This window comes from Janthinobacterium sp. 67, from assembly GCF_002797895.1.
GTDB lineage: Bacteria > Pseudomonadota > Gammaproteobacteria > Burkholderiales > Burkholderiaceae_D > Janthinobacterium.
This window is the reverse complement of record NZ_PGES01000001.1, coordinates 5,853,151-5,873,833: the sequence shown is the minus strand read 5'-3', so window position 1 is coordinate 5,873,833 and position 20,683 is coordinate 5,853,151. Positions and strand designations below refer to the sequence as shown.

Here is a 20,683-nt window from a genome sequence, read left to right as displayed (position 1 = left end):
TATCGAATGACATAAACAGCGCAGGCAAGACAATCAGATCATCATACAGTGGAGTCTCTTACTATCTCAGGAGTTCACCATGCGCGCAGAAGACGTATTGCCGGATCAACAAAACCAGGGCCAGTTCAATGGCGTGACCGTACGCAAGGGCACGGTGGGCGCCTTCCTCGCCAATGCCAGGCTATGGCTGGACGAGCCCAGCGGCAGCGCCGAACGGAGCATTGCCGAGCGCGACATTGTCGACGCCTTGCCCGCCCTGCACGCGCTGGGACTGTTCGATATCCTGCAAGTGCGCGATGCGGCGCTGCGCGAACTGGTGGCCGCTTCCGCCGCGCGAGCGAGCTGACTCGTCCACGGCGCGCATTTACTCTATCATGCTGCTTTGCCCGCCTTCGCACCCGCCATGCCGTTTACCATTGCCACTCCCGTCCACAGCGAACTGATCATCAAGAAAAGCCGTTTCATCGGCTGCGTGCAGCCGATGACGGACCGCGCCAGCGCGCAGCAGGTGGTCAATGACTTGAAGGCGCAGCATCCGGGCGCCTGCCATGTGTGCTGGGCGCTGCTGGCGGGCGGGCAATCGGCGGCCGTCGATGATGGCGAACCGAGCGGCACGGCCGGGCGGCCCATGCTCGACGTGCTGCGCCACCAGGACCTGGAAGGCGTGCTGGCGACCGTCGTGCGCTATTTTGGCGGGATCAAGCTGGGCGCGGGCGGCCTCGTGCGCGCCTACACGGATAGCGTGGCGCAAGCGCTGCTGCAGGCGGAAAAGACGGCCATCGTACGCCAGAGAACTTTGCGCTGCACGGTGCCGTATGCGATGGAAGGCATGCTGCGCCGCGAACTCGATGGCGCCGGCGCCACCTTGCTGAACGTGGAACACGGCGAGCACGTGCTGTTCGACTTCAGCCTGCCTGAAACGGCCGCCACCGCCCTGCTGGCCCATCTGCATGAGGCGGGCAATGGCCGCATCGTCTGGCTGAAAGCGGAAGCGGAAGAGGAAGAATGAAACTTACAAGTTGGCGGGCCGCTTGAGCTGCAGCAAAATGAAATGCGTCCACGCCAGCGCCGGCAGCACCAGCAACAACAGCATCAGTCCGGCCGGCATGTCCGGCACGAAACGCACGAAGCAGGCAAGAAAACTGGCGATGGCCAGCCAGAAGCGCCAGTTGAATGCGTATGCCTTGCGCGCCACGGTCGCCAGCGCGATGCGCCAGAATTCCAGCAAGGCCCACACGCCACCCGTCAGCAGCAGCGCGGCCAGGGCATTGGCGCCGGGAGCGTCGGCCCAGGTGCGCACCAGGTTGTACAGCAGCACGGGATAGCCTGCCGTGATGGCCAGGGTGGCCGGGCCGGCGGCGATGACAGCTTCAAACAGCTGCCCTTTGGAACGATGATCCACTGATACTCCTCAAGCCACGACGCCGGAATGGGCGGCGATCACTTGCAGCGCGCCGGCCGCATCCTGCGCCCAGACGCGCGTAAAACGGAAGTCGCCATGCGTTTCCACATCGTGGTAGGTGCCCGTCAGCTGCATGCGCACGGAGACGACGGCCACGTTGCCGTTGATCCGCACATGGCGCTCGGACGCGCGCAGGTCGGTGATGGCCAGCAGGCGCTGCTCGTGCGCGGCCAGGTCAGCATGCTTGCTCAGCAAGTGGCCCAGGTGATTGGTAAACAGCAAGTCGTCGGCCAGCAAGACGTTCAGCGCGGCCACGTCGGAAGCCATCATGGCCAGGCGCAAGCGTTCTTCCGCATCGAGCACTTGTACTTCAGTTAATGCATTCATCTTCTTCCTATCAAATAGTCTGGCGCATCTTAGCAAACGGGAAAAGCATGCTGGCACGAAATAGCTAAATTCACAATCAGCCACAAGGCTTATACCTGTGAAGCATATTTATATAGCGTAATATTCGCAGCGGTATTGCGCAAAACGCCACCATAGTACTGTACAGTGCTTGCCCTTCCGCCCCGGGCTGGGGCAGCTGTCAGTTGTAGTACAGTTTATGTGCTCCGTGCAGTCTCGAATAAAACCAAGATAAGGCCCCTTCATGGCAATTAACATCATCCTGAACCTGCTCGTTGCGTTGCTCGTCTTCGCTTTCATGTTCCATCAGCAACGCAAACACGCGACGTTTACCGTGCGCGTCTTCACGGGCCTGGGCCTGGGCGTGCTGCTCGGTGCGGCCGTGCAGTGGCTGTACGGCGCCGGCTCGCCCATCATCGCGGGCACCAATGAATACATGGACATCGTCGGCAGCGGCTACGTCAAACTGCTGCAGATGATCATCATGCCGCTGATCATGGTGTCCATCATTTCCGCCATCCTGAAACTCAAGGACGCGAGCTCGCTGGGCAAGATCAGCGCGCTGACCATCGGCACCCTGCTCATCACGACGACCGTCGCCGCCGCGCTGGGCATTTTGATGGCCAAGCTGTTCGGCCTGACGGCTGTCGGCCTGACGTCGAGCGCCGCCGAAGTGGCGCGCGGCGTGCAGCTGCAAGGCTCGCTGGAAACGGCGAAGGCCCTGTCCCTGCCGAAACTGCTGGTCAGCTTCGTGCCGACCAATCCCTTCCTCGACATGACGGGCGCGCGCAAGACGTCGACCATCGCCGTGGTCGTGTTCTCGATCTTCATCGGCATCTCGGCCACGGGCATTGCGGCGAAAAAGCCGGAGATTTTTGCCTCGTTCGAGCACTTCATGAAAGTGGCGCACGCCATCGTCATGCGCATGGTTACCCTGGTGCTGCGCCTGACGCCGTACGGCGTGTTCGCGCTGATGTTTGAAGTGGTGGCCTCGTCGAGCTACACGGACATCTTGAAATTGATCAACTTCGTCGTCGCTTCGTACAGCGCGCTGATTTTGATGTTCCTCGTGCACCTGGCCATCATCGCCGGCGTGGGCCTGAACCCGCTGCGCTTCGTGAAAAAAGTCTTCCCCGTGCTGGCCTTCGCGTTCACGTCGCGCACCAGCGCCGGTTCGATCCCGATGAGCGTGCAGACGCAAACGCAGCGCCTGGGCACGCCGGAAGGCATCGCCAACTTCGCCGCCTCGTTCGGTTCGACCATCGGCCAGAACGGCTGCGCCGGCATCTATCCGGCCATGCTGGCCGTCATGATCGCCCCGACCGTCGGCGTCGATCCCTTCACGGTCAGCTTCCTGCTGCCCCTGCTGGCCATCATCACCATCGGTTCCGTCGGCGTGGCCGGCGTGGGCGGCGGCGCCACGTTTGCCGCGCTGATCGTGCTGTCGGCGATGGACTTGCCCGTCGCGCTGGCCGGCTTGCTGATCTCCGTCGAACCGCTGATCGACATGGGCCGCACGGCGCTGAACGTCAGCGGCTCGATCACGGCCGGCACCGTCACCAGCCGGGTCATGGGCGAGACCGACCTGGCCGTCTACAACAGCGACGACGCGCCCGACCTGGACGAAGCGGAACACGCAGCCTAAAAATCTATCCAGCGGCGCGCCGCGCCTTGCCGCTTTCGTCTATATTTATTAGCAATAAATACGGAGGAAGGCGCAAGGCGATGGAACAGAAATGGCCGCAGCAAATCTGGATCGTGCGTCACGGCCAAAGTGCCGGCAACGTGGCGCGCGATGCCGCCGAAGCGGAAAAACAGCTGTTGATCGCCATCGCCGAGCGCGATGTCGACGTTCCCCTCTCCGAGCTTGGCGCGCGCCAGGCGCAAGCCCTGGGCGACTGGTTCGCCACCCTCCCCCCTGAACAACAACCGACCGTCGTGCTGTATTCGCCGTACGTGCGGGCGCAGCAGACGGCGCAAGCCGTGCTGGCGCGCATCGATGCGGACAGCTTGAACGCCGTGGTGGCCGACGAGCGCCTGCGCGAAAAGGAATTCGGCATCCTCGACCGCCTGACCGTGCACGGCATCGCCAGCAAGTACCCGGAACTGCACGAGCAGCGCCAGCACGTGGGCAAGTTCTATTTCCGTCCGCCCGGTGGCGAAAGCTGGTGCGACGTCATCCTGCGCCTGCGCAGCGTGCTCGACACCATCACCCGCGAATACCGGGGAGAACGGGTGCTGATCGTCGGCCACCAGGTCATCGTCAATTGCTTCCGCTACCTGCTGGAACGCTGCGACGAGCAAGCCATCCTGGCCATCGACAAGGCGGCCGACGTGCCCAACTGCGGCGTCACCTCGTACGCTTTCAACCCGGCCTTGGGCAAGCACGGCAAGTTGCAGCTGGACCTGTGCAACTTCGTCGCGCCTTTGGAAGCGGCGGGCACACCCGTCACGGCCCAGCCCGACATGCCGGCCGCGCCTAAGTCCTAGTCCCAAATCCTAGTTTTTTCGGAGCTCATGCATGGACACCACCGACATCACCGCTACCCAGTTGCGTTCCTGGCCCCTGCCCATGCCCCAGCCCGATGGCGACAAGGAAGTACGCGGCCATTTGCTGATCGTCGCCGGCTCGGCGGAAATGCCGGGCGCCATCTTGCTGGCGGCCACGGCCGCCCTGCGCGCGGGCGCGGGCAAGCTGACGCTGGCGACGGGCGCGTCGGTGGCGGCGCAAGTGGCCGTCGCCATGCCCGAGGCGCGGGTCATCGGCCTGGACGAAACGGCGCTGGGCGGCTTCCGCCACGAAGCGCAACACCAGCTGGCGCCGCTGGCCGGCAAGGTCGATGCCGTGCTCGTCGGGCCAGGCATGTGCGACACGGCCGCCAGCTGCGAGCTGATGCGCCATTTGCTGCCCCTGTTTGCGAATAGCCGTCTGATCCTTGACGCCTGCGCCATGCAAATGGTGCGCAAGCCCGCGCACTTCCGTTTTGACCAGCCCGTGCTGCTGACGCCGCACGCGGGCGAACTGGCCCAGCTGATGGGCCTGTCGAAAGACGCCGTGCTGGCCGCCCCGCATGCCTGCGCCGTGGACGCGGCGCGGCGCTGGAATGCCATCGTCGCCCTGAAAGGCGCGCTGACCGTCATCGCCATGCCCGATGGCACCAACTGGACACATGCAGGCGGCAATATCGGCCTGGCCATTTCCGGCTCCGGCGACACTCTGGCCGGCATCATCACGGGCCTGGCCGCGCGCGGCGCGCCGTTGGAGCAGGCGTGCGCCTGGGGCATTGCCCTGCATGCGCTGGCGGGCGAACAGCTGGCCCTGCGCTTCGGCATCCTCGGCTACCTGGCGCGCGAAATCCCGGCCGAGATTCCCGCGCTGCTGCGCAATCTGGCGGCATAAAAACAACAGCCATAAGCATATCCATAAAGAATCGTTCGCCCAGGCAACAACCTCCCTTAAGCTCATTCAATTGTTTTCAGATGAACAAGCTTAAAGGACACCACCTTGTATCCGCGCCATTCAACCTCCACGCTTTCCCTTCCCGCCACACCGCTGCGCGCCACCGTGCTGGCCTGCGCCATGCTGGGCGCACCATCCATCTGGGCACAAGACGTGGCGGGCAGCGCCACGGAAACGGCCAGCGCCAGCATCGACCAGGTCACCGTCGTCGGTTCGCGCGCGCGCAACCGCACGGTGTTCGACAGCAGCGTGCCCATCGACCGTTTCGGCGCACGCGAAGTGAGCAATGCGCTGTCGACGGGCGACGTGGGCGCGGCCCTGCAAAACCTGTCGCCATCGATCAATTTCCCCCGCATCGAGTCGAGCGGCGCATCGGACTCCGTGCGCGGCATCCAGTTGCGGGGCCTCGCGCCCGACCAGGTGCTGGTGCTGATCAACGGCAAGCGCCGCCATACGAGCGCCGTGCTCGACACGGAAAGCAGCTTTGCCGGCACCGTGCCGGTCGACATCAATGCGATTCCGCCCAACGCCATCGACCACATCGAAATCCTGCGCGACGGCGCCGGCGCCCAGTACGGCAGCGATGCCGTGGCGGGTGTCATCAACATCGTGCTGAAAAAAGCGCGCACGGGCGGCGCCGCTTCCGTCAGCTATGGCGCCAACCACACGCATTTCGAGCCGACCGACCAGACCCTGACGGATGGCCAGACCGTCATCGTCAACGCCGACTATGGCGTGCCGCTGGGCGAGGCGGGATTCTTCCGCTTCGGCGCGGAAACACGGCGCCGCTCGCCCACGGAACGGGCCGGCCCCAGCGACGCGGGCTGGACGTCCTACAACTTCACGCCGGCCGACCAGGCGCTCGACGGCAAGGTCGTGTTCAAGTCGGGCGACTCGCGCCAGCGCAACAACTATTTGTTCTACAACACCCAGCTCACCCTGGCCAACGGCATGGACCTGTACTCGTTTGCCACCCTGAACGAACGCAAGTCCGACGGCAGCGCCTACTTCCGCTACCCGGGCGACCCGTCGAACGTACCGGCCCTGTATCCGAACGGCTACCGCCCCGTCACCAATGGCGACAAGCGCGACCTCAGCATCGTGGCCGGCGTGCGCGGCAGTCTGGGCGAATGGAACTGGGACGCCAGCGCGCGTCACGGCAGCGACCGCTTCGACTACGGCGTGAGCCACTCCGTCAACGCCTCGCTGGGCGCCGCCAGCCCCACGCGTTTCAACTTGGCCGGCTTCGACTTCCGCCAGAACGCCTTGAACCTCGATGCCACGCGGACCATCGACATCGGCTTGCCCGCGCCCTTGAGCCTGGCCGTGGGCGCCGAATGGATGCGCGAAACCTACACCAGCTCGGCCGGCGACCCCGCTTCGTACGCGGCCGGCAGCTTCACGGACGCGCCGCCGGGCGCGCAGGCGGGACCGGGCTTGCGCCCGTCGGACGCCTACGACGGCAGCCGCCAGATCCGCTCCGTGTATGCGGACGTGGAAAGCGACCTCACGCCGCGCCTGCTGGTGGGCGCCGCCGCCCGCTATTCCGATTACAGCGATTTCGGCAGCGCCAGCACGGGCAAACTGTCCACGCGCTATAAAGTGACGGACAATTTTCTCGTGCGCGGCTCGCTGTCGAACAGCTTCCGCGCGCCGGCCCTCGTTCAGACGGGTTTCCGCTTCGCCACGCTGAACTTCAACGCCGATGGCACGGCCCTGCAAACGGCGGCGCTGCTGCCGGCCAGCGACCCGCTGGCGCGCAGCTTCGGCGCGCAACAGCTGAAACCTGAAAAATCGACCAACGTGTCCCTTGGCCTTGCCTGGAAACCGGCCGCCGCCACCAGCGTGACGGTGGACGCCTACGTGATCCGCATCCGCGACCGCATCACGCGCTCGAGCGACTTGCAAAGCGACGCCGTCACGGCCTATCTGGCCGCAAATGGGCGCAGCGACATCCAGTCCGTCGCCTACCTGGCCAACCTGCTCGACACCGCTACCCGCGGCCTGGACGTGGTGCTGAACCACGACCTGGCGTTCACGTCAGGCAAGCTGAACCTGAACGCGGCGCTGAACCTGAACAAAACCAGCCTCGACAAGGTGCGCCAGAGTTCTGCTGCGCTGGCCAATATCGATCCGAGTCTGACCCTGCTGACGGAGACGAGTTTGTTCCGCATCAAACATGCGTCCCCCAACAGCAAATTGATACTCGGCGCCGACTGGCAGGCGGCCGGCTGGGGCGTGCAGGCACGCGCCACGCGCTTTGGCGAGCTGAAAGATTTCTCGTACGACAGCGATGCGCCCCTGATCGACGGCATCCCCGCGCAGCGCTTCGGCGCCGTCTGGTCGCTGGACCTGGAAGGCCAGTTAAAGCTGAGCAAGCAACTGACCTTGAGCGTGGGCGGCAACAACATCCTCGACCGCTATCCGCAGCGCGTGCGGGAAACGAATAACGCCACGTATGGCGGCGCCCTGCCCTACAATTTCATCAACCCCATCGGCGTCAATGGCGCGTACTTTTACGCCAAGCTGAACTACACCTTCTAAGGCCACGGAAAGAACACATGATCATCAAGAAAATCTCCCACCTCGTCGCCGGTGCCTGCCTGAGCGCGCTCATGCTGTCTGCCGCCCAGGCCGCCGCGCCGCTGGTGCTGATGACGGACTTCGGCACGGCCGATGGCGCCGTGTCCGCCATGCATGGCGTCGCCTATGGCGTCGATCCCCAGCTCACCATCTCGGACCTGACGCACCAGATTCCCGACTACGATATCTGGCTGGGCGCCTACCGTTTGTACCAGACGGCCAACTACTGGCCGCAAGGCACTGTGTTCGTGTCCGTCATCGACCCGGGCGTGGGGACCAATCGCAAGTCGGTGGTGCTGAAAACCAAGGGTGGACGCTACTTCGTGGGGCCGGACAATGGCCTGTTCACCCTGATCGCCGAGCGCGACGGCGTGGCGGAACTGCGTGAAATCGATGAAAAGGTCAACCGCCTGGCTGGCTCCGCCGAGTCGTACACCTTCCATGGCCGCGACGTGTACGCCTATGTCGGTGCGCGCCTGGCCTCGGGCGCCATCAGCTATGAACAGGTGGGCCCGCAGCTGCCAAGCGAAGCCGTGGTCAAGATCGCGTATCAGAAACCTGTACGCGACGGCAATACCATCCGCGGCATCGTGCCCGTGCTGGACGTCAAATACGGCAACGTGTGGACGAATATCCCGAAATCCCTGCTCGATGAATTGCAGGTCAAACTGCACGATCCGCTGCAAGTGCGCATCCTGCACAAAGGCAAGCAAGTGGCCAAGGTGACGGCGCCGTTCGAGCACACGTTTGGCGGCGTCGCCAAGGGCAAGCCGCTCGTCTACCTGAACAGCCTGCTCGACGTGGCCGTCGCCATCAGCCAGGGCGACTTTGCCGCCAAACACCACGTCGAATCGGGCGTGGATTGGGAAGTAGAAGTGAGCAAGGTTTCGTCGTCGAAATAAACACCGCTGCGGCCAGGGCGTCCTGTCCTGGCCCACTGCCTCTCGTTCACGTGGCACGTTTGCGCCATATCAAAGCGGATCGCCTCTCCTTGCGCCGATGGCCGCTGATTTGTAAATCCGGTGAACCTGCGCGCGCCTGCCTACTCTAATTTTTGCAAGCGATGCCAGCACTGCTGCGATAGCCTGCCCGCACTGTGGCAGGCAACCTGGCAAGGTAGGATCACCCACGACAGCTTTCCAACGAGAAAGGAACAATCATGACGGCCCCACTCCCTAGCACCAGCAAGCTTGTCCTCGGCACCGCCATCGTATGCGCGCTGCTGGGCGGCTGCAACAAGCACAACGAATCGACCACCACCGCCCCGGCCACGCCCGCCACCACACCCGGCACAGGCGGCAGCGGCACTTCTGGTACCAGCGGCACCACCACGCCGGACGCCACCACACCCGCCACCCCATCCGTTGCACCGGGCACCACCACCAATCCCGACGGCACGACCACGCCGCCGGCCACCACGCCCAACAATGGCACCACGCCGGGCACCGGGACCGGTACCGGCACAGGAACCGGTACCGGCACCACCCCACCGCCGCGCAACAGCTAACAGCCGCGTTCCGGCGACCGGCCGGAACGCCAGCAACACAAAGCCTGCGGCAGCATACGCAGCAAAGAGCCTTCCGACGAAGGCTCTTTTTCTTGCACAGCGCAGCAATTCTCCCCATCACGAGGCGCCACGGTGCCTCAGTGGGCTGGCGCCGCTGTCGCTGTGCTCCGGGCGCCCAGCGCCTGATGGTCCGCCGCCAGGAACAGATACATGGCCGGCACGACGAACAGGGTAAACAAAGTGCCGATGGACAAGCCCGTGAAAATCACCAGCCCCATCGCGTGGCGCCCGGCCGCGCCCGCGCCCGAGGCGATCACCAGCGGCAGCACGCCGAACACCATGGCGGCCGTCGTCATCAGGATGGGACGCAGGCGCACGGCTGCGGCCGCTTCGACGGCCTCGCGCTTGCTCTTGCCCGTCTTTTGCAGCTGATTGGCCACTTCCACGATCAGGATGCCATGCTTGCTGATCAATCCCATCAAGGTCACCAGGCCCACTTCCGTGTAGATATTGATCGATGCAAAGCCGAGGAAGATGAACATGGTGGCGCCAAACAAGGCCAGCGGCACGGAAACGAGGATCACGACAGGGTCGCGGAAGCTCTCGAACTGGGCCGCCAGCGCCAGGAAGACGATCACCACGGCAAACAGCATGGTGACGATGAAGCCGCCCGATTCCTGCACGAACTGGCGCGACTGGCCAGCGTAATCGGCCGTGTAGCCACTGGGCGCCACTTGGGCCAGCGTCTCGCGCATGAAGTCCAGCACTTCGCCCTGCGAGGCGCCGGACACACCGGACAAGGTGACGGAGTTCAGCTGCTGGAAGCGGTTGATCGATTCGGGCACGACGTCGTACTGGATGTGCGCGACGGTACTGGCCGGTATCATCGTGCCATTGGGCGTCTTGATATGAAAATCCAGCACGGCCGACGGGTTCAGGCGGTCCACCTGCAGCACCTGCGGGATCACCTTGTATGAGCGCCCGGCGATGGAAAAGTAATTGACGTAGCCTCCGCCCAAGGCGGCTCCCAGGGCCGAGCCCACGTCCTGCTGCGTCATGCCCAGCGCGGCGACACTGTCGCGGTCGACCACGACGGTCGCTTGCGGCTTGTCGATTTTCAAGTCCGTATCGATGAAATAGAACTTGCCCGATGCGCGCGCCTTTTCCAGCACCTGCTGCGCGATGGCGTCGAGGTTTTCAAACGGTTCCGTGGTGGCGATGACGAACTGCACGGGCAAACCCGAGGAACCGGGCAAGGCGGGAAACTGGAAGGCGGCCACGCGGGCGCCGGCAATCCGGTTCCAGCCCGCCTGCAAGTCTTGCTGCACTTCCTGGGCGCTGCGCGTGCGCTCGTCCCAGGGCGTCATCAGCATGCCGCCAAAACCGGAGTTGACGGTCGGCACGCCCGTGATCTGGAACATCTGGCTGTATTCGGGCATGGCCTTGGCCACCTGGTAGATTTGCTCGGCATACACCTGCATCTGGTCCGACGTGGCCGTCGGGTCGCCCACCACTTGCGACAGCACGACGCCCTGGTCTTCCTCGGGCGCCAGCTCGGACTGCGCCATCTTGAACATCAACCCCAGCACCACCATCAAGATCGCCGCCAGGACGATGAGCACCACCCAGGTATCGAGCAGCGCGTGCAGCAGGCGCAAATACGTATCATGCACCTTGCCGAAGACGCGGTCGATCGCTTGCACGAAGCGGCCGCTGTCCTGTTCCGGACGGAAAAAGCGCGAACACATCATGGGCGACAGGGTCAGGGCCACCACGCCAGACACGGCCACGGCGCCGGCCAGGGTGAAGGCGAATTCGGTGAACAGCGCGCCCGTCAGGCCGCCCTGAAAACCGATGGGCACGTACACGGCGATGAGCACCACCGTCATGGCCAGGATGGGGCTGCCCAGTTCGCGTGCCGCCAGCAGGCTCGCTTCCAGCGGCGGCTGGCCCTGCTTCATGTGGCGGTCCACGTTTTCCACGACGATGATGGCGTCGTCGACGACGACGAGGCCGATGGCCAGCACGATGGCCAGCAAGGTCAGCAAGTTGATGGAATAGCCGAGCGCCAGCATGGCCGTAAACGTGCCGATCAGGGACAGCGGCATGGCGATCACGGGTACGATCACGGCCCGCAAGCTGCCCAGGAACAGATAGATGACGATGGTGACGATCAGCAGCGCCTCGACGAGGGTCTTGATGACTTCCCGGATCGACGTATTGATGAAGAAGGTCGAGTCGTACACGATTTCCCCCGTCAGCCCGGCTGGCAGCTGGGCCTGGATATCGGGGAAACTGGCGCGCACGCGCTGGGCCACGTCGAGGATATTGGCTTCCGGCGCCACCTTGATGCCGATGAAGACGGAACGCACGCCACTGAAGGCCACGTTGAAATCATAGTTTTCCGAACCCAGCACGACGGTGGCCAGGTCTTGCAAACGCACGATGGAGTCGCCGCTGCGCTTGACGACGAGCTGCCTGAACTCCTCGACCGAATGCAGATCCGTGCCGGCCGTCAGGGGAATGGTCACCATCTGGCCCTTGCTGGAGCCCAGCGCGGCCAGGTAATTGTTATTGCCCAGGGCGGTGCTGACCTCGGCCGCCGTCACGCCGAACGCGGCCATCTTGTCCGCATCGAGCCAGGCGCGCAGGGCGAACAGGCGCGCGCCCAGCAGTTCCGCCGTCTGCACGCCGCTGACGGAATCGAGCTTGGGCTTGACCACGCGGCTCAGGTAATCCGTCACATTATTCGTCGGCAAGGTCTTGCTGTAAAAGCCCAGGTACATGGCGTCCGTCGTCTGCCCTCTCTCCACCGTCAGCACGGGCGTCTGCGCCTGGGCCGGCAGCTGGTTTTTCACGGAACTGACCTGGGTATTGATTTCCGTCAGCGCCCGGTTCGCGTCGTAATTGAGACGCAAGGTGGCCGTGATGGTCGACACGCCGCTGCTGCTGGACGAGGACAGATAATCGATGCCCTGCGCCTGGGCAATGGCCGATTCCAGCGGCTGCGTGATGAACCCGGCCACCGTCTGCGCATCGGCACCGTAATAGGTGGTGGAGATCGTCACGACGGCGTTCTGCGTCTTCGGATACTGGTTGATTGGCAAGCTGAACAGGGAGCGCAAGCCCAGCACCACCAGCAGCAGGCTTACCACCATCGCCAGCACGGGCCGGCGGATAAAGAGATCGGTGAAGTTCATGACGGCGCCTCAGTGTTCCTGCGGCGTGGGCTGCGGATTGTTGCGCGGCTCGACGACGTTGCTGATCACCACGGGACTGCCGTTCTTGAGCTTGATCTGCCCGCTGGTGACGACCTGCTGCCCCTCGGTGAGCCCCGTCAGTACGGCCACCTGGTCGCCCCGTGTTTCACCGGTCGTCACGAATACTTGCCGCACCACCCGTTCGCCTGCCGCCGGCGGAGGCGCGCCGACCTTGGGCGGCGGGGCCGGATGCACGACGAAGACGGTGGAGCCATACGGGTTGTAGGTGATCGCCGTCTGCGGCAAGGTCAGGTACTGTTTCTTGTCGCCCACTTCCACCTTGACGTTGGCAAACATGCCCGGCAACAACTGCCGCTGCGGATTGGCCACCGTGGCCTCCACCTGCACGTTGCGCGTGGCGGGATCGACCTTGGAACTGATGGCGCTGACCTTGCCCGCAAACGCCGTGTTCGCATGCGCATCGCTGGACAGGTTCAGTAGCTGCCCCACCTGCAGGCCGCCCAGCTGCTTTTGCGGAATATGGAAGTCGACATAGATGGGATCGATGGTTTGCAAGGTGACGATCTTGTCGCCGGGATTGAGGTACTGGCCCGGATTGACGGTGGTGATGCCGAGCTTGCCCGCGAACGGCGCGCGGATGGTTTTCTTGTCCACCAGCGCCGCCTGCTGGGCCGCCAGGGCCTTGCGGCTTTTCACGTCGGCCACGTCGTTGTCGACCTGCGCCTGGCTGATCGCCTGCACGGCAAATTGCTGGCGGTCGCGCGCCAGCACGGATGCGGCCAGTTCGGCCGCCGCCTCCAGCGCGCGCAGCTGCGCCAGGTCGGCGTCCGCGTTCAGCTGCAGCAGCACTTGCCCCGCTCTCACCTCCTGGCCGGACTTGAAATGGATGGATCTGACGAGGCCGGCGATTTCGCTCGTCACGTCGACGCCGCGCACGGCCACCAGGGTGCCCACGGACGACAGGTGCGGCTGCCACTCGACCTTGCGGATGATGGTCGCCGACACCGTCTGCGGCGTGGGCTTGGGCGCGCTGGCCATGAGCTGGCGGATGTGCAGGAAAAATCCCAGCGCCAGCAGGGCAATCAACAGCACCACGGTTCCCAGCATGATGAACATGCGTTTCGTGCGTTTCGTCATGGATACGCTCCTAGTCATTGCTTGCGGCTGCCATTGCGCGTGCGCCGCAAGACTGCCGGTGCCAAGCCCGTCAGTCCGCGCTCGCCGCCACCGGCAAGCTTGTCGCAGTGGAAACGGCCTGCAGCGCGGGACGGTTCCACCAGCCGCCGCCCAGCGCCTGGAACAGCGCGGCGCTATCGGCATAGCGGGCCGCCTGCGCCTGCACCAGGCCCACCCTGGCTTGCTGGTAGGTGCGCTGGGCGTCCAGCAGGCTCAGGTAGCTGATGGCGCCCAGCTTGAATTGCTGCGTACTGAGCGCCAGCGATTCGCTGGCCAGCGCCTCCACCTCGGCTTGCTGCTGCAAGGCGGCAGCGTCGGCATCGAGGGCGCGCAGGCTGTCCGCCACGTTCTGGAAGGCGCCCAGCACGGTGGCGCGGTATGTGGCGGCCGCCCCCTCGTAGGCGGCGATGGCGGCACGCCGGCGGGCGCGCAGCGCGCCGCCATTGAAAATGGGCTGGGCCAGCCCGGCCGCCACGCCCCACACGGAAGAGCTGGCGTGCAGCAGCGCGGAAACGCTGGTGGACAGCGCGCCGACATTGCCCGTCAAGGTGAACTGCGGATACATGGCTGCCGTGGCAACGCCGATCTGCGCGCTGGCCTGCTGCAGCAGCGCTTCGCTGGCGCGGATGTCGGGGCGCTGGCGCACGAGGACCGACGGCAGCGAAACGGGCAAGTCCTGCGGCAGGCGCAGCGACGCCAGGTCGAATTCAGGCATGCCGGGCTCGCTGGGCAAGCGGCCCGCATACACGGACAGCTGGTGGCGCGTCAGGGCCAGGGCTTTTTCCAGCGGCGGCACGCTGGCCCGCGTCTGCGCCACCGTGTTGCGCTGGACCAGCACCGTGGCGCGGCCGATGGCGCCAAAGCGCAGTTGCTGTTCGATCAGCTCCAGCTGCTTCTGCTGCGCGTCGAGTATCTCGCCGGTGGCCTGCAGCTGGGCGCGCAAGGATGCTTCGCGTATGGCCGTCGTCACCAGGTTGGCCGTCAGGGCCAGGTAGGCCGCTTCCAGCTGGTACTGCTGATATTCGGCCTGGGCTTGCAGGCTTTCCAGCTGGCGCTTGTTGCCGCCAAACACATCGAGCGCATACGACACATTCACCGAGGCATTGTACAAATTGAGGACGCCGCCCGTCCCTTCCAGGCCGCTGTTTTTTTCGCGGCTGGCGCCCAGCTGGGCGCCCACCTCGGGATACAGCAGGCTGCCCGACAGGGCGCGGTAGTTTTCATCGGCCTGGCGCAAGGCCGCCTGGGCCGACGCCAGGCCGGGATTGCGCGCGAGGGCGCCGCGCACCAGCTGGTCCAGCGCCGGCGACTGGAATAGCGACCACCATTGCGCGGGGATATCCTGGCCCGGCACGAAGCGCTGCGCCAGGCCAGCGGGACCGGGCGCCGCCGCCGTTTGCGCCGGCAACGGTGCCGGCGTGTAGCCATCGCCACCGCCGGGAGCGGCGGGACGCCGGAAGTCCGGCCCCACGGCGCAAGCGGCCAGCAGGCATGCCATGAGGATGCCGAGTATGGGCTGCCGGATGCTGGAGAACATGGTTCTTGTCCGATACGTTGCAGTATCACATCACCGTTGAAAAGGGGGGCAAAAGTATTCCATTACGGGCTGGCGATCCCGCCCACCCGTTCTACGATTGTAGAGCACCAGACGTAAAAAGAGCCTTCCGAAGAAGGCTCTTTGACCTGGCACAAGGATTACCCAGCCGAGGCTGCCTGACTTACTTTTGCAGGCCGACCGGCACCGCTTTCGGCGCGCGGCGTCCCATCAGGAACAGCACGGCCTTCTTCAGCATGCGGTAGACGAAGCGCACCAGCAGCAGGGTCAGCACGCACTCGAGCAAGGTCAGGATCAGGGCAAAAGCCACGGGCATGCGCGCGGCGCGGCGGTGGAACTTGGCCACGGCGCCATCACGGGCGATCTCGATGCTGTCATAGAAGGTCGGCACGACCAGCAGGGTCAGAATCGTCGAGGTGATGGTGCCGCCGATAATGGCGATCGCCAACGGGCGGTAGAACTCGCCGCCCTCGCCCAGGCCCAGCGCCACGGGGAACATGCCGGCGATCAGCGCGAACGTCGTCATCAGGATGGGGCGCAGCCGCATGCGGCCCGCATACATGAGCGCGTCTTCGCGGCCATGGCCCTCTTCCTCGCGCTTGCGCGCCGCGTCCAGCAGCAGGATGGCATTCTTGGCGACCAGGCCCATCAGCATGATGATGCCGATAAAGCTCATCAGGTTGAGGGTGTTGTTCGTGATCACCAGCGCCACCACCACGCCGATCAGGCTGAGCGGCAAGGACATCATCACGGCCACCGGCGCCGTGAAGGAACCAAACTGCATCACCAGGATCAAATACATCAGGCCGATACCCATCACCAGCGCGATCAGCATTTCCGTGAACAGCTCTTGCTGGTCTTGTCCCGCGCCGCCCAGCGCCAGGCCGTAGCCAGGCGGGAAGTCGATGGAATTGGCCAGCTTCATGGCGTCGCTCGTCACTTCGCCGTTCGAGCGGCCTTGCGCATTGGCCGACACGGTGATCGTGCGCTTGCCATTCTTGTGCTCGATGCCGGACGGGCCCTTGCCCATGGTAATGGTGGCAATCTGGTCGAGCGGCACCATTTGCGACGTGCCCGTCACGCTGATCGGCAGGCGCTCGATATTTTCCGAGGCCACGCGGTCGTCGGGATGCAGGCGCACGGCCACGTCGCGCGTCTCGCCCGTCGGATCGACCCAGTCGCCCACTTCCACGCCGGCAAAGGCCACACGCAACGATTGCGCCGCGTCGTTGACGGAAATACCCATCGAGTTGGCCAGGCCACGGTTGAGCTCAATCTGCAGCTCGTTCTTCGGGTCCTGCTCGGACAGGCCCACGTCGACGGCGCCGGGAATGGCGCGCAGCTTGTCCATGTAGGCATTCGTGATTTCCATCAGCTTGCGCGAATCCGGGCCCGTGAATTCCACCTGGATCGGTTTTTGCGAACCGTTGCTCAAGTCATCCTGCACCACGTATTCGGCGCCCACCAGGCGCGACATCTTCTCGCGCAGCTCGACCGCGATTTCCTTGGCCGAACGCTTGCGGGTGTTGCGCTTGCCGATGTCGACATACACACGTCCGCCGCCCGCATTGATGGAGCTGTTGGTATCCTTGGTTTCAGGCAAGGTACGCGCCAGCACGGCCGCCGCTTCCAGTTTCAGACGCGAATACTCGATGCTGCTCGACGATGGCGTGCGCACATTGATCATCAGGTTGCCCGAATCGGATGCAGGCAGGAAACTCGTGCCGCCATGCGTTGCATGCAGAACGATGGCGCCCACCAGGCTGCCGAAGGCGATGACGGCCATCCAGCGGCGGTGATGCAGGGCCCAGGCGATCACGCGGCCATAGCGGTCGGCCTGGTGGTCGAACCAGTGGTTGAATTTTTCCAGCACGCGGCCGATGCCTTTTTTCGGCGCCGAATGTTCCTCGACCGGGTCACCCCAGTAGGCCGACAGCATGGGGTCGAGCGTAAACGAGATGCCCAGGCTGACGAGCACCGAGCACGTCACCGTCAAGGCAAACGGACGGAACCATTCGCCCGAGATCCCCGGCATGAAGGCCACGGGAATGAAGACGGCGATGATGGAGAAGGTCGTGGCGGCCACGGCCATGCCGATCTCGGCCGTGCCTTCCAGCGCGGCCGTGCGGCGGTCCTTGCCCATCTGCATGTGGCGCACGATGTTTTCGCGCACGACGATGGCGTCATCGATCAGCACGCCGATGGCCAGCGACAGACCCAGCAAGGTCATGAAGTTCAGGGTAAAGCCGCACAGCCACACGGCGATGAAGGCGGCAATCACGGACGTGGGCAGGCTCAGCGCCGTGATCAGGGTCGAACGCCAGGAGTTCAAAAAGGCGTAGACGACGAAGATCGTCAGCACGGCACCCAGCACCAGCGATTCGATCACGTTGTTCAAGCTGTGCTGGGCGTTTTCGCCGCCGTCGCGCGTCACTTGGAGGATCGTGCCTTTCGGCAAGGTCTTGTTGATTTCCGCCACCATGTCGCGGATCTTGTTGGCCACGCTGACGGTGGAAGCGTCGCGCACGCGGGTGATCGAAATGCCCACGTTGGGCTTGCCGCTGCGCATGCTCAGGCTGTTGACTTCGGCAAAGCCATCTTCGATGGTGGCCACTTGCGCCAGGCGCACGATTTCGTCGCCGCGGCGCTTGATCACCACTTTTTCGAAGTCGCTTGGCGACTCGATGCGGCCCACGAGGCGGATGCTTTTCTCGTCCAGCGTGCCGCGCACCTTGCCCACGGGGGCATTGGTATTCTGGTTGCGCAAGGCGGTGACGACGTCGCTGACGGACACATTGTATTCACGCAATTTTTCCGCCCTCAGCAGCACGGACAGTTCGCGCTTGAGCGAACCGCCCACGTTGACGAGCGCCACGCCATCGACGGTGCGGAAGCGGTCCGACAGCACGTCCTCGGCCAGGCGCGAAATTTCCGCGTGGCTTTGCGAATTCGACGACAGCGCCAGCTGCATGATCGGTTCGGCAGCCGGGTCGATGCGCTGCAAGATCGGTTCGCGCATTTCCGTCGGCAACTTGTAGCGCACGGCGGCAATCGCATTGCGGATATTGTCGGACGCTTCGATCAAATTGGTATTGAAGGAAAACTTCAGGAAGATGCTGGCGGCCCCCTCGTTGGAATCGCTGTTGACCTCGGTCACGCCGGAAATGCTCTGCAGCGACTTTTCCAGGCGGTTCACCACTTCGCGCTCGACCGTGTCGGGCGATGCGCCAGGGTAAGGAATGCTGACGACGATGAACGGCACTTCGACGTCCGGATTCTGGTTGACGCGCAGTTTCTTGAGCGCCAGCAAGCCGACGCACATCATCGCCAGGATCAGGACGATGGTGGCCGTGGGCCGCTTGATACTGAAATCGGAAAGGAACATGGCTTAGTTTCCTTTACCGGCAACGGCGACGCTGCTGCTGGCCACGGCGGCGGCGGGCACGGCTTTGGCTGCCGTCAATTCCACTTTCTGCCCATCCTTGAAGGTCGAGCCCGGCGTGCGCAGCACGGTATCGCCGCTGGCCAGGCCGCTTTGCACTTCCCATTGGCCCGTGCGCACGTCGCGCGCGCCGATGCGCAAATTCACTTTATGCAAGGCCTTGTCCTTGACTTTCCACGTGTACGTGACGTCGCCCGCCTTCACTAGGGCCGAGTCGGGGATCATCAGCGCGCTGACGGTTTCCGTCTCGATGCGCCCTTCCGCGTACAGGCCCGCCACGCGCGGCTGTTCCTTGTCGTTGAAATCGACCAGCACGGCCACCTGGCGCGTGACGGCGTTGGCGGCAGGATCGACACGGCGCACCTTGCCCGCGAAATCCTGGCCCGGATAGCCATTGATGCGGAACAGCACGGGCTGGCCCACCTTGACGACGCCGATCTTGTCGGCCGACACCAGGCCTTCGAGGCGCATGCTGGTCGGATCGATGACCTTGATCAATTCCTTGCCGACTTGCGCCGTATCGCCATTCGAGACCTTGCGCTCGCTCACGATGCCGTCGAACGGCGCGCGCACGAGGGTGCGCTGCAACTGCTGGCGGGCCTGGGCGGCGCGGCTTTTCGCGGCCGACAGATCGCTTTGCGCATTGTTGCGGCGGATTTCCGCGTCTTCCAGCGCCTGCGTCGACGTCATGCCCGAGGCGCGCAGGGTTTTCATGCGCTGGAACATGCGTTCGGACTGTTCCAGCACCTGGCTCGAAGCACGGCTCGCTTCCTCGGCCGAATTGAGGCTGTCGCGGATGGCCGTTTCGTCCAGGCGCACGAGCACGTCGCCCCGTTTGACGATTTCGCCATTTTCCTTCAGTACCTGGATCACGACGGCCGACACTTCGGCGCGCAAGTCCGCGTTGCGCTCGGGCTGCACGGAACCGGTGATGACGGGGCCGGACGCCAGCGCATTGCTCTGGATGGTCAGCAAGTCTTCCGGAGAGACGAGCAGATTGACGGCGGCGCCCGCCTGTTCCTTGCCATCCTTGCCGCCCTTGCCGGGATCTTTGGACTCTTTGCCGCAGGCGGTCAGGGCAGAAGCGATTGCCAGAACAAACAGGGTTTTGCGCAACATGGGTATTTCTCCGGATAGATAGCGCCACGACCGTCCCGGCGGCCCGGATAAGGCTGCAGGCGATAGCAAGCATTTATTTTTATTAAAACCACAAGCGCCAAAGTATCCATGAGCGCATCCGGGCATGTCAATCGGCCGTTTCCTGTAATGCTTTATTCAATGGATGAAACGTAGTTTTTACGCCCTGAAACGCAAAACCCCGCCTTCAAGCGGGGTTTTGCATTGCAGGGGAAAGACGCCTACCGGGCAAACACGGTGTTGATCAGGAAACCGATGGCCACGCCCGTGCACAGGCCGCCGGCGATTTCCACCAGCGTGTGGCCCATGCGCTCGCGCAAGGTCTTGTGCGCGGCGCTGCCCGCTTCCTTGGCCAGGCGGTTGATGGCGGCAGCCTGCTTGCCCACGTGCTGGCGCAGGCTGTTGGCGTCGATGATGACGATGAAGGCCAAGGTCACGGCCACGCCGAAGGCGGGATGGCCGATGCCTTCGCGCAAGGCGATCAGCGTTGCCATGCTGGACACGACGGCGCTATGGTTGCTGGGAAAACCGCCATTGCCGACCAGGCCGAACGCCCATTGCCGCGTGCGGGCACTGTTGATCAGGAATTTGATCGGTCCGACCAGGATCCAGGCGATCAGGGGCGTGACGAGGTAAGCGATATCCACGGGGTATTCCTTCTTATATATATGTCGAGAGTGTGTCAGGGGCTGCGGCAGCCAGACAGGCGCGCCGCAATTATCGCAGATCAGCCGCGCCAGCAGAACTGTCCATTGCCAGGCCATAAAAACGCCGCCGCCGCCGGCGATCATATAA

The 20,683-nt window shown here is 64.0% G+C and carries 16 protein-coding genes; 8 read left to right on the top strand and 8 right to left on the bottom strand.

Annotated elements, in window-relative coordinates; translation table 11 throughout:
- Positions 1 to 79: 79 nt before the first annotated feature.
- Positions 80 to 346, top strand: coding sequence for a hypothetical protein (locus CLU90_RS26355; protein ID WP_092717856.1), 267 nt, complete (start codon positions 80 to 82; stop codon positions 344 to 346).
- A gap of 57 nt (positions 347 to 403) precedes the next feature.
- Positions 404 to 1,009 carry an IMPACT family protein gene (locus tag CLU90_RS26350; RefSeq protein WP_092718209.1) on the top strand — a complete coding sequence of 202 codons (606 nt, stop codon included), beginning with the start codon at positions 404 to 406 and terminating at the stop codon, positions 1,007 to 1,009.
- Positions 1,010 to 1,012: 3 nt separating this feature from the next.
- On the opposite strand, the gene CLU90_RS26345 is transcribed toward CLU90_RS26350, so the two are convergent.
- Positions 1,013 to 1,402, bottom strand: coding sequence for a hypothetical protein (locus tag CLU90_RS26345; protein ID WP_092717852.1), 390 nt, complete (start codon positions 1,400 to 1,402; stop codon positions 1,013 to 1,015).
- 9 nt (positions 1,403 to 1,411) lie between these two features.
- Positions 1,412 to 1,789 carry a nuclear transport factor 2 family protein gene (locus CLU90_RS26340; protein WP_092717848.1) on the bottom strand — a complete coding sequence of 126 codons (378 nt, stop codon included), beginning with the start codon at positions 1,787 to 1,789 and terminating at the stop codon, positions 1,412 to 1,414.
- 262 nt (positions 1,790 to 2,051) lie between these two features.
- Here CLU90_RS26340 and CLU90_RS26335 point away from each other — a divergent pair, with 262 nt between their 5' ends.
- The 6 genes from CLU90_RS26335 (at position 2,052) to CLU90_RS26310 (ending at position 9,357) form a co-directional block, all read left to right on the top strand.
- Positions 2,052 to 3,452: an L-cystine transporter gene (locus CLU90_RS26335; RefSeq protein ID WP_092717844.1), complete on the top strand. Its 1,401-nt coding sequence runs from the start codon at positions 2,052 to 2,054 to the stop codon at positions 3,450 to 3,452.
- Positions 3,453 to 3,532: 80 nt separating this feature from the next.
- A complete protein-coding gene (locus tag CLU90_RS26330) occupies positions 3,533 to 4,297 on the top strand; it encodes a histidine phosphatase family protein (protein WP_092717840.1) in 765 nt (254 codons plus the stop codon).
- Between the two features lie 31 nt (positions 4,298 to 4,328).
- Complete coding sequence (locus CLU90_RS26325; RefSeq protein WP_092717837.1) at positions 4,329 to 5,207, top strand: NAD(P)H-hydrate dehydratase; 879 nt, start codon at positions 4,329 to 4,331, stop codon at positions 5,205 to 5,207.
- A gap of 105 nt (positions 5,208 to 5,312) precedes the next feature.
- A complete protein-coding gene (locus CLU90_RS26320) occupies positions 5,313 to 7,811 on the top strand; it encodes a TonB-dependent receptor plug domain-containing protein (protein WP_232731340.1) in 2,499 nt (832 codons plus the stop codon).
- A 17-nt stretch (positions 7,812 to 7,828) separates the two neighbouring features.
- Positions 7,829 to 8,752, top strand: a complete 924-nt coding sequence (locus CLU90_RS26315; RefSeq protein ID WP_092717834.1) for an SAM hydrolase/SAM-dependent halogenase family protein — start codon at positions 7,829 to 7,831, stop codon at positions 8,750 to 8,752.
- A gap of 257 nt (positions 8,753 to 9,009) precedes the next feature.
- Positions 9,010 to 9,357, top strand: coding sequence for a hypothetical protein (locus CLU90_RS26310; protein ID WP_100429230.1), 348 nt, complete (start codon positions 9,010 to 9,012; stop codon positions 9,355 to 9,357).
- A 137-nt stretch (positions 9,358 to 9,494) separates the two neighbouring features.
- Here CLU90_RS26310 and CLU90_RS26305 read toward each other — a convergent pair whose 3' ends face one another.
- The 6 genes from CLU90_RS26305 to CLU90_RS26280 form a co-directional block, all read right to left on the bottom strand.
- Positions 9,495 to 12,557 (bottom strand): efflux RND transporter permease subunit, encoded by a 3,063-nt coding sequence (locus tag CLU90_RS26305; protein WP_100429229.1) that lies wholly within the window; start codon positions 12,555 to 12,557, stop codon positions 9,495 to 9,497.
- Between the two features lie 9 nt (positions 12,558 to 12,566).
- Positions 12,567 to 13,715 carry an efflux RND transporter periplasmic adaptor subunit gene (locus tag CLU90_RS26300; protein WP_100429228.1) on the bottom strand — a complete coding sequence of 383 codons (1,149 nt, stop codon included), beginning with the start codon at positions 13,713 to 13,715 and terminating at the stop codon, positions 12,567 to 12,569.
- A 70-nt stretch (positions 13,716 to 13,785) separates the two neighbouring features.
- Positions 13,786 to 15,291 carry an efflux transporter outer membrane subunit gene (locus tag CLU90_RS26295; RefSeq protein WP_100429227.1) on the bottom strand — a complete coding sequence of 502 codons (1,506 nt, stop codon included), beginning with the start codon at positions 15,289 to 15,291 and terminating at the stop codon, positions 13,786 to 13,788.
- 181 nt (positions 15,292 to 15,472) lie between these two features.
- The gene (locus tag CLU90_RS26290) at positions 15,473 to 18,694 is read right to left on the bottom strand and encodes an efflux RND transporter permease subunit (RefSeq protein WP_100429226.1); all 3,222 of its coding nucleotides are present in this window, start codon (positions 18,692 to 18,694) and stop codon (positions 15,473 to 15,475) included.
- Between the two features lie 3 nt (positions 18,695 to 18,697).
- The gene (locus tag CLU90_RS26285; protein WP_100429225.1) at positions 18,698 to 19,870 is read right to left on the bottom strand and encodes an efflux RND transporter periplasmic adaptor subunit; all 1,173 of its coding nucleotides are present in this window, start codon (positions 19,868 to 19,870) and stop codon (positions 18,698 to 18,700) included.
- Positions 19,871 to 20,109: 239 nt separating this feature from the next.
- Positions 20,110 to 20,535 carry a divergent PAP2 family protein gene (locus CLU90_RS26280; RefSeq protein ID WP_092718203.1) on the bottom strand — a complete coding sequence of 142 codons (426 nt, stop codon included), beginning with the start codon at positions 20,533 to 20,535 and terminating at the stop codon, positions 20,110 to 20,112.
- Positions 20,536 to 20,683: the final 148 nt, after the last annotated feature.